We start from the raw sequence: 16,802 nt of genomic DNA on the forward strand, positions 1-16,802 counted from the left end.
TTAATAAAATTCAGATGCCGCGATACACGGTCTTGATCTGGGTGTAGAACTCCAGACCCGCACGACCGGATTCACGGAAGGTAGACGTGCTGGACTGTTTCAGCCCGCCAAACGGAGCATTGATCAGATTGCCGGTCGTCGTGCGGTTAATCTTGACGGTCCCGGCCTCGATATCATTGGCAAAGCGATGCGCATACTCGGCACTGCGTGTCACGATGGCAGCCGACAAGCCGTATTCGGTATCGTTGGCCATGGCCAACGCCTGCTCATAGGAATCGATTTCCAGCAAGGCAATCACGGGTCCAAAAATTTCTTCACGGGCAATACGCATCTGCTGGGTCACGTCCGTAAACAAAGCCGGGCGCATGAACAGGCCGCGTGCGTAGTCGCCTTCGGTCAAACGTTCGCCGCCCAGTAAATGGGTGGCTTCCTGCTTGCCAATGGCCACATATTCCAGAATGCTTTCCAACTGGCTTTCGGTGGCAATAGGCCCCAGATCGGGATTGCTATTCAAACCATTACCCACGGTCAAGGCGCTGACTTTCTCTACCAAGCGCCGCGTGAATTCTGCTTTGACCTGACGATGCACCAGCACACGGCTGGTCCCTGTGCAGGCTTGCCCACTCAGAGAAAAGCCACCCTGCACCACCAGCTTGACGGCCAGATCCAGGTCGGCGTCCTCCATGACAATCAAGGGGTTCTTGCCCCCCAGCTCCATTTGGGTCCGGGTGCTCATACGTGCCTGACGACAAATGTCTTCACCCGCCTGGGTCGAGCCAGTAAACGAAATAGCGCGTACCTGAGGGGATTGCACCAGCGTGGGCCCTACTTCACTGGCCCTGCCATGCACCAGATTCAGCACACCAGCCGGAATCCCCGCTTGTGCAAAGGCTTCACACAGGTAGTAGCCGGTCAAGGGCGTATCAGACGACGGCTTGAACACAACGGTATTCCCGGTGATCAGAGCGGGGGCAATCTTGCGTGCCGGGATGGAGATGGGGAAATTCCAGGGCGCAATCACTGACACCACACCCAATGGCTCGCGCTGGGTATAGACCAGTTGCTGCGCATCATCCTGGGGAAATGTCTCGCCGGTGTAGGTCTGGCCTTCAACCGCATAAAAGCGCAGGGTCTGGGCCGAGCGCCCGACTTCCATCTTGCTTTGCGCCAGCGTCTTGCCTTCTTCCCGCGTCAAGCCTTGCGCAATGCGCTCCACATTGGCATCGAGCCACGTGGCCGCTGCATTCAAGATACGTGCCCGAGTGGTGATCGGCGTGGCCCGCCATCCGGCAAAGGCAGCCTGGGCAGCAGCCACGGCGGCCTGCGCATCCTGCGCTGTGGACAGCGGGAAAATGCCCACTACATCGTCCCGATCAGCCGGATTCAGATTGGGCTGCGTACGTCCGCTCTGACTGGGTTGCCATTGCCCATCAATAAAATTGTCGAAAACGACGTCCTTGAGATTTTCCACCGCTGTACTTCCTTGTCTCTAGATTGGCGGGCAGCCCATCTGCCCGCCCGACTTTCCGGCTCAGGCCGCTTCCAGTTGCAATTCCTGCAGGCTGATCTCGTCTTTGACGTAGTCGTTGTACAAGGAAGTTGTATACAGTAGACGCATTTCGGCGCCAATTTCACAGATACGCAGGCAGCGCTGCTGCAGTTCCACGGTGTTGGCGTGCTCCAGCACGATCTGGTAGCCGCGTTCGCCATGAATCTCGTCGGACACGATATGCAGGTCGAAAAACTCCACCTCTTCGTCGGTAAAGCCGTACTTTTCGCGCAATGTGGGCGTTTGCTTGCGATAAATCGAAGGCACCTGGGACTCCAGGCCCACCACCAGACCAGCAACCGCCACCACCGGATCTTCACGCATGGCAATGGCGTAGCACCAGGCCTGCAGCGCACGCGTGGTGGCATTCATATTGTCAGGGTTTTCAATACGGGCCCGTGTCGTGCCGCAAGCCTCGCCAAAGCGGATCAGCAGATCGGTGTGGCGGTCACCACCAATTTCCTCTTCGTACATATTGGCCAGCAAGAAGTCTTTGGCTTCCACGTATTCGGCGGGAGTGCGGGCATACAGATAACCCAGGTAATCGGCAAAAGGGCCCACATAGTGATAGTGGTTTTCAGCCCAGCGAGCCAGATGCTCACGGCTTAATTTGCCAGTTGCCCAGGCAATGCTGAAAGGAGAGGTGTTGGCACTTTTACCCTTGATGGCGGTTTCCAGTGCGGTGCGAAATTCATCGCGATTCAGCAGTTTTTCCATGACTGTTTCCTTGTTGAAAGACGTCGCCCTTTGCTGCAGTCGACGAAAGATTAGGTTTTGACTATTTAAGTATATTGTATACCGTCTACTATTTTAAAAAGTAGGGAATAACCCTGCCTGGCTCTCAGCCCAGCGCGACACAACCATCTTTGCGCGGATCGGAAACGGCCTTCAAACGGCCGTCCGCCAAACGTTCGACCGCCTGGGCGCCACCGAAATCGCTGCGACCTGCCAGCTCGCCGACTCCTTTATCAGGCGGTCCATACGCCGAACCACGCAAGAAAGCGGCGCAATGTGCATCAAACCCCTCTTCCAAAGCCAGTCTGCCCGCTGCCTCCAGACGCCAGCGTGGGGCAAACAAAGCGCGCTCTAGCGGCCAGCCGTCGCGCAGCACACGTGTCCAGATCTGGATCTGGCCCTGCGGCTGCATCAAACCGCCCACCACACCCAAGCCCATATGAAAGCGGCCGGAGCGCAAAGCTACGGAAGGCACGACGGTGTGATAAGGCCGTTTTCCTGGCCCTGGCCCATTGACATGCCCCGGCCCGGAAAACCCGAACCCCCGGTTTTGCAACACAAATCCACAACCGGGCACCGCATAGCCCGAGCCAAACCGTTTGAAAATACTGGACATGAACGTGACCGCCAGACCCTGTCCATCCACCACTACCGTGCAGACGGTGTTGCCTGCCGGATCGCACACCACCCGGGAAGCCTGAGCCATGGCCGCTTCAGTGGCTTGAACCAGCGCCAGTTCAGCAGCCGCCTCGTCGGCCGGCCGATGCCAGGCAGCCTGAACCGCCTCCAGCACGGCGACGCCATGTGTATTGGGAGGACACTCAAAAAGACTGAATTCACCAAGAGCCGTGCTCACCGGTTCACAGAAAAAGCCCTGATGCCGCTGAAAGTCCTGGGCACGCAATAAGCCCCGTACCTGCTTCATGGCCCGTTCCGCCTGCTGGGCGGGACGCCCCAGATAGAAAGCATCTGGCCCCTGCTCGGCAATCTCTTGGAGCACAAGCGCCAACTCGGGATTCATATAGCGCTCACCCGCCTTGGGGGGATTGCCAGCACGATATAAGGCGGCACAGGCCGGATCACGGTGTAGAACAAAGTCAAAGATGTGCCATTCCCGGGCTGCCACGGGCGCCACGGCAAAACCCTCCCGCGCAGCCTCGATAGCCGGCTGGAACAGGCTTGCCCAAGCCAGGCGCCCATAACGCTGATGCATATCCCACCAACCCCGCACCAGTCCCGGCGTGGTGATCGACAAGACATGGCGCTCGGGAATACGTTCTCCTGGCAAGGCCTGAACCTGCTGAGCCGTCAGCAGCAAAGGGGCTGCTCCGCTGCCGTTATAGGCCACAGGCGTACTGTCTGGCGGCGCAATCATGGCCAACAGATCGCCCCCTATACCCGTGGCCATGGGTTCGACCACCCCCATCACGGCATCGGCAGCAATCGCGGCATCGACCGCAGTGCCCTTGAGCTCCAGCATGCGCTGCGCTGCCCGTACAGCCAGAGGATGACCCGCCGCCACCGCCCACTGCTGTCCCAGCCCTTGCTTTTCGCCCGCACGATAGGCTGTCGTCTCCATATCGCTCATCCAAATATCAGCACTGCGCAGATCGTCGAGAGCGCCATCCCACTTAGCACGGGTATCGTCAACGCGCGCACCAGATCCAGAATGTGTACACGGGCGAAACCCGCCACGGCAATCAATGACGACCAGGCAATCAGAGTGCCTCCTCCCGTCCAGATAGCGCCGATCTGTCCTACTGCAGCCAAGGTTTCCACTTCCAGGCCGGAGACCGGGCTCAAAGCCGAGGCCAGGGTGCCGGTCAAAGGCAAGCCCGAAAAGCCCGAACCATCAATGCCCGAGATCATACCGACCAGCAGCACACCAAAAGCCACCAGGAAATGATTGTCCGGAATCAGGTGCTGACCGGCTGAAATCAGCTCGAACAGCAAGCTGGGCGTCTGATCCAGCGGCGTACCCAAAATAGCGGACGTTGCTTCACTAGCCCCCAGAAAGAAGAAGCCGGCAATGGGCAAGACCGAACCCATGGCGCGAAACGCGAACACAAAACCATCGGTCATATGATCCGGGCAGGTATCCAGCATACGTCGCGGGCCTTCGGCCATACAGGTGGCAATCATCATCAGCACAAAGGCCACGCCACCCACCAGACCGGCAGCATCCCCGCCCCGCAGCACCGGCAGGGATGGAATAAAGCGCGGCAAAAGCATGATGCCAATGACACCCAGAAAGGCCAGCGGCGTGGCCCAGGCGAGGATGCGCGAATAACGCTCTTCCTTGGCTGTCAGCCCCACATGCACCGTATGCTCATTCCCGGCGGTGCCACGGGCAATCTCTGCCTTGTCATACGTTCCTTGGGACTCGACCTCATCCAAGGTACTGTCCGGGGCCTGTCGCATCCAGGCATCCAGCAAACGGCTGTCTGCCGGTTTGAAATGACGCCGCATCAGCAAAAACGCCAGACTCAGGGCGACCCCACCCGTAATCCAGGACAAGACCAGCGCACGATCTGCCAGGACAGCCACATCCGCACCGACACCGGCCGCCTTGGCGCTGATACCGGGAGCCACGCCGATAATGTAATCTGACGACAAGGCCATACCCTGCCCGCAAATGGCAATGGCCATGGCCCCCACCAGGGGCGGCAGGCCTGCGGCGATGGCAGCGGGAAGCAGGATGGCCGAGACCAGTGGCACCGCAGGTGTAGGCCAGAAAAACAAGGAAATGAAATAGGTAGCCGCCGCAATCATCAAAAACGACGATCCACTATTGACCATGACCTTGCGAAAGGGGGCCACCATCTTTACATCGGCTTCCAGGCGCTTCAAGGAATTGAGCAGCGCCGTCATGAAGGTAATTACCAGGAAAATATTGAACAGTTCCTGGGCCGCCACAAAACTGGCTGAAAAAATGCTGATGAAGCCCTGAATCGGGCTGCCTGTTATGGCGGTAACAACGGCCAAGGTGCCAATCACGGATGGCACCACCACGTTGGCCCGGAAGATCATCGTAATGATGATCACCAGAACGCTGATCAAATAAGCCCAGTGCGCCGCACTGAGCACCACGTCGCTTTGCATGTATCCCCCTTTCCTTCTCTTTTTTCTGACTATCGAGCACACCTGAAACGGTATACTATCTTCAATTTTTATTTCATATCAGAAAAATCTACCGGAAATTGGGGAAAACTCTGAGAGTTTGAAGAGTAAAACTTCCAGATTGAATACCTTATACAAATAAAAGGATGGGTATGGCGGCTTTAATCGATCTTGTGGACCCGCTATCCTGGTTGCTGATGGCGTGTCTGGTGGTTTTGGCCGCTTTTCTGCAAGGAGTAGGCGGGATTGGCTTTGCCATGCTGGTGGCCCCCATTGCAGCACTGATCTTCCCGCAACTGGTTCCTGGCCCCTTACTGGCTCTGGGTGGCAGTGTCTCCTTGCTGGCCGCGCTGCGAGAGCGCACCTATATCGTGCCGCATGTCGTGACCTGCGCGCTAGGGGGACGTGCTGTGGGTTCGGTCATCGCCGTACTGGGCATGACACAGCTGCCTCTGGAAGCCGTTAACCTGGGTTTTGCGGTCGCTATCCTGGCCGCCGTCGCACTGAGCGCCTGGGGCCTGCGCATCCTGCCCTCCCTGCGCAACATGATTCTGGCCGGCATTGCATCGGGCATCATGGGCACACTGACCTCGGTGGGCGCCCCTGCCCTGGCCATGGCCATGCAAAATCTGGCTCCTGCACAGCTACGCGCTTCTCTGGGTCTGATTTTATTTTTAGGCGCCAGCCTGTCACTGCTACTGCTTATTCTGGCAGGCCTGTTCACCCTGCAGCAGGCCATGCTCAGCATCGTGCTGTATCCGTTCATGCTGCTGGGCTTTGCGTTGTCAGGACAGCTACGCCATAAAGTCAGCCTGAGCTTGATGCGCAGGCTGCTGTTGGGCATCTGCTCGCTCAGCGCACTCGCGTTGATTGCACGGACTTTATGGAATTGATTGCTTAGGGGCCAAACTGTATACCATATTCAGAAAAGCACGCTCACGCCGTATAATCATGCCTGGCCCTTTTGCCCGATTGCACAGGTCGTACCATGAATATCCCCAGCTTCAGCCTTCCTCATTCCTTGACCGGCTCAGACAACCGTCGTCTGGGTGATCAGCACGCGTCATTGTTTGCCGTCATCCGTGATCAATTACGCGAACGCATTCTGAGTGGCGAATTTCACCCCGGTGACCGACTGGTGGAGGGCAAGCTGGCTACCGAGCTGGGCGTCTCGCGCATACCGGTACGAGAAGCCCTGCGTGAGCTGGCCTCAGAAGGGCTGGTCACTATTGAGCCACGCCGTGGTGCCTCGGTGGCCGTGCTGTCGGCAGAGATCGCCTACAACATGGCTGAAGTACGCGCCACCTTGGAAGGCCTCAACGCAAAGCTGGCTGCCCAGCGTCGCGATCCCGCCAATATCGAGAAGCTGCAAGCTATTCTGACCCAAGGCCACGACGCGATGGACGCTGGCAATCTGGACTTGCTCAAATCCCTGAACCGGCAATTTCATGAAACCCTGGCCACCATGTCGGGCAATATCGTGCTAACCGAACTGATGCGCTCCTTGCGTGATCGCACCGCATTGCTCTTTGCGCCCAGCAATTTGCAACGCATCCGCCAAAACTGGGAAGATCACGCTCAGATTCTGAATGCCGTCGTAGCCGGCAATGGTGATCTGGCCAACCTGCTGGCCACCCAGCATGTCCATAATGCGGCCAAAGCGTATCAGGACGCCCAAAGCGGCGAGAAACCCTGATCGATCAAGTCGGCGTGCTCCACCTCCAGCGCTGGACCTGAGCCCGTGCACAGGGTTCGTCGACCCTGAAAGACGCGTGCCCCAGCGTCCGCATTGATTTGACTGTTGAAAGTCGCAGCGCGCGTGCCGTGGGCAGCCTGCACGCCCTACTCTTGAGTCACACGACGTGCCAGGCTGGCCTTGCACAGGGGCTTCGTCACGACGGTGCCCACCTCCCCGGCCATGGCTCGCCACTCGCCCCATCGCTGCCCTGCTTTTTCAGAATCAGACAATAAAAACCCCGGCAATGACCGGGGTTGGCTGGGCTATGATCAGCTCAGTTAAATGTCCAGCAGATCTCCCATATCATCTGCGTGTTCTTCCTCAACAGCCATAATCTCAATCAGCATCTGGCGGGTCGTGGGGTCGGTGTCGCCGATACGTTCAATCATCTGCCGGTAGGACTCAATGGCAATACGCTCGGCAATCAGATTGGCACGGATCATGGATTTAATATCACTGCTGTCGTCATATTCCGCGTGGCTGCGTTCAACCAGATTCTGAGGATTGAAGTCTGGCTCGCCGTTCAGTTGTACGATCCGCTCGGCAATACGGTCGGCATGCTCGGCTTCTTGCCGGGCATGCTCCAGAAACTCGGCTTTGATAGGTTCATTGTTCAAACCGGTGGCGGTGAAATAGTGGCGCTTGTAGCGCATCACACAGACTAGCTCGGTGGCCAGAGCTTCATTGAGCATCTGAATGATTTCTTCGCGATTGCCCTTATAGCCGGACGCCACCGCCCCATCGTCCACAAACTTCTTGGCAGCCGCGCGAATAGCGGCAACATCAAAGGGACCGTGGTTTGGTGTCACAACTTTATGCTTACTCATTGCATTCCTCCGTATTGATTCCCACCGCGAACGCGCGGCGCCGTATCACGCAACAACCGGAAACGAACACACGGACTTCAGAACCAACCAGAGCTTGCGTTAAGAACAAGCACGTTACCTAAGCCTGGGTTTGAAGTCTGCACGCTGCTTGTGGTTGAGACCGGTCGTGCAAGAAACTGAACAAAGTGGATAGGCTGTTTCATAGTAGCGACTGCTCTCGCGCTTGAAAAGCTGAAAACGGCGGCAGGCGTCAGCCGACACACAGGCAGATTTACGCAGCAGGGCTGGCAAGCACTCACCCCTAAAACACGGAAAACTGACGAGCCATGCGGCTTAGCCAGGACATGGGGTGCCGGCACAAGAGGCCGGAACACGCCCTCATTGTGTTCAAGCCGAGATACAAGACCAAACACTTGGATACAGGCGCACGCTGTTTTCAGGGTGGAAGCGTCCCTTGGCCTCGTAGGCCAGATAAGGCCGATGCCTATTTTAAGAATCAATGGATTCTATTAATATGAATCGACCGTTACTTTTATTGCGGACAATGACTTCAAGAAGCTGGATACTACTGACTTACAAAGTCCCTGCGGAACCCAGTGCCAAACGTCTGGCACTGTGGCGACGCTTGAAAAGCCTGGGGGCGGTTTATCTGCAAAACGGTGTGTGCGTCCTGCCCAAAACGGATGAGCATGTGCGTCGCCTGAAAGTGCTGGAAAATGACATCGCGACCATGCAAGGCGAGTGTGTCCTGCTAGAGACGGTTGCCCTGGACAAAGCCCAGGAGGATAAAGTGATCGCCCGCTTCACGCACGAGCGCAACGATCAATACCAGGAACTGCTGGGTTGCTGCCGGGACTTCGAAGCCGAGATCGACAAGGAAATATCGATTCAGAAATTCACCTATGCCGAGCTCGACGAAGAGGAAACCGACCTGAAGAAACTGGAGAGCTGGTACGAAAAAATCCAGAAACTGGATTTTTATGGCGCTCCCCTGGCACAGATTGCTCAAGAGCGTCTGCAAGCGTGCAGGGCCCGACTGGAAGCCTATGCCCAAATGGTCTACGACGCCCATGAAGAAAACCGCTGATCCCATGCCTGCCCAGGCCCTCGCCTCCCGAGCCAACATTCACCGTAGCGTCTGGGCGCTGGGTTTCGTGTCCATGTTCATGGACATTTCCTCCGAGCTGATCCATGCCCTGCTGCCTATCTACATGGTTACGGTCCTTGGCACCTCGGTACTGGCAGTGGGCCTGATCGAAGGTATTGCCGAAGCCACAGCCTCCATCATGAAAGTGTTTTCCGGTGCCCTCAGCGACCGTTTTGGCAAGCGCAAGCTGCTGGCCGTCATTGGCTATGGCCTGGCTGCCCTGACCAAACCGATTTTCCCCCTGGCGAACTCCTTGGACTGGCTGGTCGGCGCCCGTTTTGTCGATCGCATTGGCAAAGGCATACGCGGCGCCCCCCGCGACGCTCTGGTTGCCGATGTCACTCCACCCGAACTGCGCGGCGCAGCCTATGGCCTACGGCAAACGCTCGATACCATTGGCGCATTTATCGGCCCTTTACTGGCAATCGGACTGATGTGGTGGACGGCCAATAACTACCAGCTAATCTTCTGGGTCGCAGTCCTGCCCGCCTTTACGGCCCTTGCGATTTTGGTGTTCTTTGTACGCGAACCCAAGCTACCCGCCACAAACCGCCCCCGCACACTGCCGCTGAACCGGCAAGAATTAGGCCGCCTGGGCTCCCGTTACTGGTGGGTAATCGTGATTGGTCTGGCCTTTACCCTGGCCCGTTTTAGCGAAGCCTTCCTGATTCTGCGCGGCGAATCCAGCGGACTGCCACCCATGTGGGCCCCAGCCGTGCTGGTCCTGATGAGTGTGGCCTTCTCGCTGTCTGCCTACCCTGCCGGTGTCCTGTCCGACCGCATGCGTAAAACCGATCTGCTCCTGATCGGCGTGGCCTTGCTGATTGCAGCAGACCTGATTCTAGCCTTCGTCCCCGGCCTGTTTGGCCTCGGTTTAGGGGTAGCGCTGTGGGGACTGCACATGGGATTTACTCAAGGCCTGTTCAATGTACTGATCGCTGACAGCGCCCCCGCCGAACTACGCGGCACTGCCTTTGGCCTGTTCCACCTGCTCACCGGCATTGCACTGCTGCTGGCCAGTGTGATTGCGGGCCTGCTGTGGGACTCCATCGGCTTTCAGGGGACATTTGCCGCTGGCGCACTCTTTGCCGTCTTGACGGGAGCTGGTCTGATCGCCCTACGGCGCTCTGCCCAAGGACACTTTTAAAACGCCGCCTGAGACGATGCAGCAAACGCAGACTCGGGTTCTGCCCACCGTGCCGCCCAACGGGTTGGAGCTACCTACCCTCAACGGCTCACGGGTTTTCGCCACGCGAGTCGGGACTGCGCAGCCAGGGCGTCAAACGGGGCCCTGCCTCATTGCGAACCGTCGACCTCGTCGACGACGACCCACAAAAAAACCCTGGCCCGCACGCTGCTAACCAGGGTTTCTGAGCCTGAAGGCTGCTGAGAATTAGAACGGAATGTCGTCATCCATATCGGCCAGATTATCCGACATGGGTGCGGGGTTGCGGGGGGCCTGTTGCGGTGCCTGCTGCGCAGGAGCAGGACGCTGAGCGCGCTGAGGAGCCGGCGCACCACCGCCATATTCGCCACCACCCATCTCGCCGCCACCATCACGACCACCCAGCATTTGCATTTGCTCGGCAATGATTTCAGTCGTGAAGCGTTCCTGTCCGTCCTGACCCGTCCATTTACGGGTACGCAGACGACCTTCCACGTAGACGGGACGGCCTTTGCGAAGGTACTCACCGGCAATTTCAGCCAGGCGGTTGTAGAACACCACGCGGTGCCATTCCGTTTCCTCGCGGCGTTCGCCGGAGGTACGGTCTTTCCACTGCGAAGTCGTGGCAATGGAAATATTGCAGATGGCCGAACCTTCCGCGCTGTAGCGTACTTCTGGGTCACGGCCAAGATTGCCCACCAGAATGACTTTATTTACCGATGCCATGAAAAAATCCTGTAGTCAAAATTTCAATATCAAGCCGTATTATCGTGGATTCGTGCCTTAATTAACACTCCCACCCGGCTGCCGGCGAGACTGTTTTGCCCATGCCGACCATCCCCGTACGGCACCTTGAAAGGCCTGTCAGGCTCTGCAGCCCAACCCTGTCGCTGCCATGCCCAGCTCTTGCTACCTGGGCCCATCCGGTCACCTTACAGGCGCCTGCCCGCCCGCTTGTTGCACAGGCGTAACCAACACCGCCTTTTAGTATTTGTCTTTGAATCCACGCGCCGTCAGTAGCCAGAGCACGGCCAGGGCGGCACCCGTCCACAACACCCATTGGATTTGCCCACGACCCGCCAGGACGCCCCCGACCAGCCCGCCCGCAAATACGCCCAGGGACTGAGAGGTGTTGTAAAAACCCAGCGCCAAGCCCTTATATTCGGGCGGTGCCACACGCGAGACCAAAGACGGCTGCAAAGCTTCCAGCACGTTAAAACCAATGAAAAACAAGGTCAATGCAGCCACCATGGGCACCAACGCATCGCGTGCCCACGGCATGACAGCCAGTACCACGATCAACAGCAACACGGCCAGTTCCAACGCTTGCTTATGGCGCTTGCGAGTCTCGGTCCAGAACACCGCCGGCACCATCAGTACAAAGGACACCAGGATGACGGGCAGGTACACCTTCCATAAATCCTGCGTTCCATAACCGCCCAAGGTAGCCAGAATACCCGGCACCACGATGAACAAAGACATCAGGATAAAGTGCAGACAGAACACCCCAAAATTCAGGCGCAACAAATCCATATGACGCAAGACCTGCCCAGCCGTGACCCGCACAATCGAAGCGGGCGCTTTAGGGGCGCTGGGCACAGCAAAAGCCGCGATCAACAGACAGACAAAACCCAGCAAACTGATCGCCCAGAACAAGCCTGACAGTCCGAATTGTCCCACCAGAACTGGGGAAAGAACCAGCGATACGGCAAAAGACAGACCAATCGAGCCGCCTACCATGGCCATTGCACGCGTCCGTACCTCAGGGCGCGTGGAGTCAGCCACCCAAGCGGAAATAGCGGCCGAAACCGCCCCCAAACCCTGGATACACCGCCCGACTGTCACCCAGTCGATATGTTGGGCCAGGGCCGAGATCACCCCGCCAATCACAAACAGCGCCATGCCAATGACAATCACCGGACGACGGCCAAAGCGGTCCGAAGCCATGCCCAAGGGAATCTGCAACACGGCCTGTGTCAGGCCATAGGCCCCCAGAGCAAGGCCGACGCGGGCGGCATCATTGCCGCCTGGCAACGCGTGCGCGGCAACAGCGAACACGGGGGTAAGCAAAAACAGGCCCAGCATCCGAGAGGCAAACAACAAAGCAAGCAGGATGCTGGCCTTGCGTTCCTGCCGGGTCAGACTCAGGCGTGCTGGGCGCGAGCCGGCCGTATTCATGGTTTGATGTGTACTCATTTAATACTCTGTCACAACTGGGCTGCCAAGGAGCCCCGTTACCCGTTCACATAAATTCTGACGCAACGCGCTATAGTAGCAAGTTGCCTTTTGACAAGCCTAAATAAAGCGATGGAAGCCATCCGCATTCGTGGTGCCCGTACCCACAACCTGAAAAATGTCTCCGTAGACCTGCCACGCCACCAGCTGGTCGTGCTGACGGGGCTGTCCGGTTCTGGGAAATCCTCTCTTGCCTTCGACACTTTGTATGCCGAGGGCCAGCGGCGCTATGTGGAAAGCCTGTCCGCTTATGCACGCCAGTTTCTGCAACTGATGGACAAACCCGATGTCGACCTGATCGAAGGCTTATCGCCGGCCATTGCCATCGAACAAAAGGCGGCGGGCCATAACCCGCGCTCGACAGTCGGTACCACAACCGAGATCCACGATTATTTGCGCCTATTGTACGCGCGCGTCGGCACACCTTACTGCCCGGACCACCATCTGGCACTGCAGGCCCATAGCGTGAGCCAGATGGTAGACCAGATTCTGCAATGGGAACCAGAAACCCGTATCGCTGTGCTGGCTCCCCTGCACCGCGCCCGGGTAGGCGATTTGCAACTGGAACTGCGTGGCTTGCAGGCCCAAGGCTTTGTGCGGGTACGGGTCGATGGGGAAATCTCCAGCATTGAAGATCTGCCGACGCTCGATGCCGAGCAGGCTCATGATCTGGACCTGGTGATAGACCGGCTGCGTATCCGGCCCGACAGCCAGCAACGTCTGGCAGAAAGCCTGGAAACCGCCCTGTCCACCAGCAATGGGCGCTGCCTGGTGGTCAATCTGGACACCGGTCGGGAACAGCCCTATTCCAGCCACTACGCCTGCCCGGTCTGTGATTACTCCCTGCCCGAGCTGGAACCGCGCCTGTTCAGCTTCAACAATCCGGCCGGCGCCTGCCCGGAATGCAACGGTTTGGGTCAAGTCGATGTGTTCGACCCGGAACGCGTTGTCGCTTTCCCGGAACTGAGCCTGGCCGGCGGTGCGATAGCGGGCTGGGATAGACGCAATGCCTTTACCTATACCCTGCTGACCAGCCTGGCAGCCCATTATCACTTTGATATCGACGCACCCTTCGAGTCCCTGCCCGACGAACTGCGCCACACCGTGCTGTATGGCTCCGGCGCTGAGGAAATTCCTTTTCTCTATTTGAACGAGAAAGGTCGCACCACGGTGAAAACTCACCCCTTTGAAGGTGTGATTCCCAATCTGCAACGTCGCTGGGCGGAAACCGATTCCAGCGCTGTGCGCGAGGAACTGAACAAGCTGCGTCGCACCCAGACCTGCCCAGCCTGCCATGGTGCACGCCTGCGTCTGGAAGCGCGTCACGTCCGTATTGGGGACGACCCGGTTCCCCATCCCACAGAATGCAAGCATCAGGCAGGCGCCGCGCCTGCCAGCCCAGCAGCCCGCAACGTCGACAAATTGCCTGAAAATACTGCGCAGTGCGCACAGGCAAGCGCCACAACTCAAGGACAGGCCAAGGGTCTGGCCATCTATGAAGTCGAAGCCCTGGCTTTGTCTGACTGCCTGGCCTGGTTCGAGCACCTTTCGTTAACAGGGGCAAAGAAAGAGATTGCCGACCGTATCGTGCGTGAAATCCGCCTGCGGCTGGAGTTTCTGAACAATGTGGGTCTGAACTACCTGTCTCTGGACCGCAGTGCCGACACCATCTCGGGTGGCGAGGCGCAGCGTATTCGTCTGGCCAGCCAGATCGGCTCCGGCCTGACCGGGGTAATGTACGTTTTGGATGAGCCCTCGATTGGCCTGCATCAGCGCGATAACGACAAGCTGATCCAGACCCTGCAACACCTGCGGGACCTGGGCAATAGCGTGATTGTGGTCGAACACGACGAGGACATGATCCGCAGCGCCGACTACGTCATTGATATGGGCCCGGGCGCAGGCGAACACGGCGGACAGATCACCGCTCAGGGCTCTCCCACAGAGCTGGCCAGCAACCCGGCCTCGATGACCGGGCAGTACCTGTCCGGGCAACGGAAAATTGCCATTCCCAAACGCCGTCCAGTGGATGACAGCCTGAACTGGCTGCGCTTGTACGGCGCCAGCGGCAATAATCTGAAATCGGTGGATCTGGCGATTCCTGCAGGCCGGCTGGTTTGCATTACCGGGGTATCCGGCTCCGGCAAATCCACCCTCATCAACGACACCCTGGCCACGGCTTTCTCGCATCTGCTGCATCGCGCCCACGCCGAACCTGCCCCCTATGACCGCATGGAAGGGCTGGAACATTTCGACAAGATCATCACGGTGGACCAAACACCGATTGGCCGTACTCCGCGCAGTAACCCAGCCACGTACACCGGCATGTTCACCGCTATTCGCGAGCTGTTTGCCAGTGTGCCCGAGGCTCGCCTGCGCGGCTACGACCCGGGTCGCTTCTCTTTTAACGTCAAGGGCGGTCGCTGCGAGGCTTGCCAGGGCGATGGCGTGGTCAAGGTCGAGATGCACTTTCTGCCCGACGTCTACGTGCCTTGTGATGTCTGCCAGGGCCGTCGCTACAACCGCGAAACCCTGGATATCCGCTACCGGGGTCGCAATATCAGCGAAGTGCTGGATCTGACCGTTGAGCAGGCGCTGGAGTATTTTGATGCGGTCCCCGCAGTGGCCCGCAAACTAAGCACTCTGATCGATGTAGGGCTGTCCTATATACGTCTGGGTCAAAGCGCGACCACTCTGTCCGGGGGTGAGGCTCAACGAGTGAAATTGTCACTGGAGCTGTCCAAACGCAGTACCGGCCAAACCTTGTACGTGCTGGACGAGCCGACCACCGGCCTGCACTTTCAGGATATTGCCGTCTTGTTGGACGTGTTGGACAAGCTGGTCGAGTCTGGCAATAGCGTGGTTGTCATTGAACACAACCTGGATGTCATCAAGACCGCTGACTGGCTTGTGGACATGGGGCCGGAAGGCGGCCAGGGCGGTGGACAGATTGTGGTGCAAGGCACCCCGGAAACGGTTGCCGCCTGTGAACAAAGCCATACCGGGCGCTATCTGAAGCCTTTGTTGCAGCGCTAAGGTCCTGCTTCGCAGGACGCTACCACCAGAGATCCAGGCTTAAAGACCGCTCATTCGCCGCATCCTGGGCCATTAAAGCGGTTTCTACGGCCGTGCCTCCTGGTGAGGTCGATCTATCAGGCCTACATCTTGAATATCGCGTCATGTTCGCGAATGGCATGGCGGTCCGTCATCCCCGCAATGTAGTCGGCGATGGCCCGGGCCTGGGCAATAGGGTCTTCACGACGATGCTCGGCCGCCAGCAGGCGCGGATCATCCAAAAAAGCGTGAAACAGTTCGCGCACAATATTCTGTGCCTTGCTCATCATGCGCACCACTTTGTAATGACGGTATAAGTTGGCATGCAAAAACCGCTTGAGCTCATCAGCCTGAGCGCGTAGTTCCGGCGAGAACCCAGCCAGGCGCGGTAACTGACGAATCGCCTCCACACTATCAGGACGGTGCTCCTCCAGCCTGGCACGCGTGGTTTCGGTTAAATCGACCACCAGGGTATTGATCATGCCACGGATAATTTCAGCTACCAAACGCTGACCACTCAAGCCCGGGTACTGAGTCTGCACATGCTCGTAATGATCACGAAACAGACGCAGCTCCAGCAATTGCTCCAGACGAATCAGGCCGGAGCGCAAGCCGTCATCAATATCATGATTGTTGTAAGCAATTTCATCAGCCAGATTGGCCATTTGCGCTTCCAACGACGGCTGGGTGCGATCAATGAAGCGCTGGCCGACCTCGCCCAATTCCCGCGCATGTTTTAGTGAGCAGTGCTTCAAAATCCCTTCGCGGGTTTCAAAGCACAGGTTCAGACCATTGAAGGCGGCATAGCGCTCTTCGAGCTCGTCCACTACCCGCAGGCTTTGCAGATTGTGCTCAAAGCCCCCGGCCTCGGGCCGCAGGCTTTGCATGCAACTATTCAAGGTATCCTGACCCGCATGGCCAAAAGGGGTATGGCCCAGATCATGAGCCAGGGAGATCGCTTCAATCAGGTCTTCGTGCAAGCCCAGATTGCGGGCGATGGCCCGCGCCAACTGGGCCACTTCCAGACTATGCGTCAAACGTGTCCGAAACAAGTCACCTTCGTGGTTAATGAAAACCTGGGTCTTGTATTCCAGCAAACGAAACGCATTGCAGTGAATAATCCGGTCGCGGTCCCGCTGAAAGGCATTCCGGCCCTGGGGCGCTGCCTCTGCATAACGCCGACCGCGGGACTGTTCAGGGTGACAGGCATAAGCGGCAAGCATTTGCATGGG

At 58.0% G+C, this 16,802-nt stretch carries 14 protein-coding genes; 5 read left to right on the plus strand and 9 right to left on the minus strand.

Going from position 1 to position 16,802, the window contains the following annotated elements; translation table 11 throughout:
- Nucleotides 1–10: 10 nt before the first annotated feature.
- The 4 genes from ACOZ42_RS16145 to ACOZ42_RS16160 form a co-directional block, all read right to left on the minus strand.
- Nucleotides 11–1,471: an aldehyde dehydrogenase family protein gene (locus ACOZ42_RS16145; protein WP_059318080.1), complete on the minus strand. Its 1,461-nt coding sequence runs from the start codon at nucleotides 1,469–1,471 to the stop codon at nucleotides 11–13.
- Nucleotides 1,472–1,531: 60 nt separating this feature from the next.
- A complete protein-coding gene (locus ACOZ42_RS16150) occupies nucleotides 1,532–2,266 on the minus strand; it encodes a TenA family transcriptional regulator (RefSeq protein ID WP_003805271.1) in 735 nt (244 codons plus the stop codon).
- A gap of 124 nt (nucleotides 2,267–2,390) precedes the next feature.
- On the minus strand, nucleotides 2,391–3,872 hold the full coding sequence (locus ACOZ42_RS16155) for a gamma-glutamyltransferase family protein (protein ID WP_426345373.1): 1,482 nt from the start codon (nucleotides 3,870–3,872) through the stop codon (nucleotides 2,391–2,393).
- The gene (locus ACOZ42_RS16160; protein WP_003805276.1) at nucleotides 3,869–5,386 is read right to left on the minus strand and encodes a hypothetical protein; all 1,518 of its coding nucleotides are present in this window, start codon (nucleotides 5,384–5,386) and stop codon (nucleotides 3,869–3,871) included. Before ACOZ42_RS16160 ends, ACOZ42_RS16155 begins: the two co-directional genes overlap by 4 nt.
- 170 nt (nucleotides 5,387–5,556) lie before the next feature.
- Here ACOZ42_RS16160 and ACOZ42_RS16165 point away from each other — a divergent pair, with 170 nt between their 5' ends.
- Entirely contained in the window at nucleotides 5,557–6,297 is a 741-nt protein-coding gene (locus tag ACOZ42_RS16165) for a TSUP family transporter (protein WP_059318078.1), read from the plus strand.
- Nucleotides 6,298–6,392: 95 nt separating this feature from the next.
- Nucleotides 6,393–7,100, plus strand: a complete 708-nt coding sequence (locus ACOZ42_RS16170; protein ID WP_003805280.1) for a GntR family transcriptional regulator — start codon at nucleotides 6,393–6,395, stop codon at nucleotides 7,098–7,100.
- Nucleotides 7,101–7,246: 146 nt separating this feature from the next.
- On the opposite strand, the gene ACOZ42_RS16175 is transcribed toward ACOZ42_RS16170, so the two are convergent.
- Both ACOZ42_RS16175 and ACOZ42_RS16180 read right to left on the minus strand, forming a co-directional pair.
- Entirely contained in the window at nucleotides 7,247–7,372 is a 126-nt protein-coding gene (locus ACOZ42_RS16175) for a hypothetical protein (protein WP_268885612.1), read from the minus strand.
- Between the two features lie 48 nt (nucleotides 7,373–7,420).
- A complete protein-coding gene (locus ACOZ42_RS16180; RefSeq protein WP_059318077.1) occupies nucleotides 7,421–7,969 on the minus strand; it encodes a ferritin-like domain-containing protein in 549 nt (182 codons plus the stop codon).
- A gap of 544 nt (nucleotides 7,970–8,513) precedes the next feature.
- On the opposite strand from ACOZ42_RS16180, the gene ACOZ42_RS16185 reads away from it, so the two are divergent.
- Both ACOZ42_RS16185 and ACOZ42_RS16190 read left to right on the plus strand, forming a co-directional pair.
- Nucleotides 8,514–9,056, plus strand: a complete 543-nt coding sequence (locus tag ACOZ42_RS16185) for a Chromate resistance protein ChrB (RefSeq protein WP_131071084.1) — start codon at nucleotides 8,514–8,516, stop codon at nucleotides 9,054–9,056.
- Nucleotides 9,040–10,263: an MFS transporter gene (locus ACOZ42_RS16190; RefSeq protein WP_003805288.1), complete on the plus strand. Its 1,224-nt coding sequence runs from the start codon at nucleotides 9,040–9,042 to the stop codon at nucleotides 10,261–10,263. Before ACOZ42_RS16185 ends, ACOZ42_RS16190 begins: the two co-directional genes overlap by 17 nt.
- Nucleotides 10,264–10,509: 246 nt before the next feature.
- Here the strand turns inward: ACOZ42_RS16190 and ssb are convergent, their stop codons facing one another.
- Together ssb and ACOZ42_RS16200 are read right to left on the minus strand one after the other, a co-directional pair.
- Nucleotides 10,510–11,007 carry a single-stranded DNA-binding protein gene (gene ssb, locus ACOZ42_RS16195; protein ID WP_426345374.1) on the minus strand — a complete coding sequence of 166 codons (498 nt, stop codon included), beginning with the start codon at nucleotides 11,005–11,007 and terminating at the stop codon, nucleotides 10,510–10,512.
- 258 nt (nucleotides 11,008–11,265) lie between these two features.
- The gene (locus tag ACOZ42_RS16200; protein WP_003805292.1) at nucleotides 11,266–12,477 is read right to left on the minus strand and encodes an MFS transporter; all 1,212 of its coding nucleotides are present in this window, start codon (nucleotides 12,475–12,477) and stop codon (nucleotides 11,266–11,268) included.
- A gap of 111 nt (nucleotides 12,478–12,588) precedes the next feature.
- Here ACOZ42_RS16200 and uvrA point away from each other — a divergent pair, with 111 nt between their 5' ends.
- Nucleotides 12,589–15,552 carry an excinuclease ABC subunit UvrA gene (uvrA, locus tag ACOZ42_RS16205; protein WP_426345862.1) on the plus strand — a complete coding sequence of 988 codons (2,964 nt, stop codon included), beginning with the start codon at nucleotides 12,589–12,591 and terminating at the stop codon, nucleotides 15,550–15,552.
- A gap of 122 nt (nucleotides 15,553–15,674) precedes the next feature.
- Here uvrA and ACOZ42_RS16210 read toward each other — a convergent pair whose 3' ends face one another.
- On the minus strand, nucleotides 15,675–16,799 hold the full coding sequence (locus tag ACOZ42_RS16210; RefSeq protein WP_059318073.1) for a deoxyguanosinetriphosphate triphosphohydrolase: 1,125 nt from the start codon (nucleotides 16,797–16,799) through the stop codon (nucleotides 15,675–15,677).
- Nucleotides 16,800–16,802 lie beyond the last annotated feature (3 nt).

Source organism: Alcaligenes sp. HNGD-HTN06 (assembly GCF_049932565.1).
GTDB lineage: Bacteria > Pseudomonadota > Gammaproteobacteria > Burkholderiales > Burkholderiaceae_B > Alcaligenes > Alcaligenes ammonioxydans.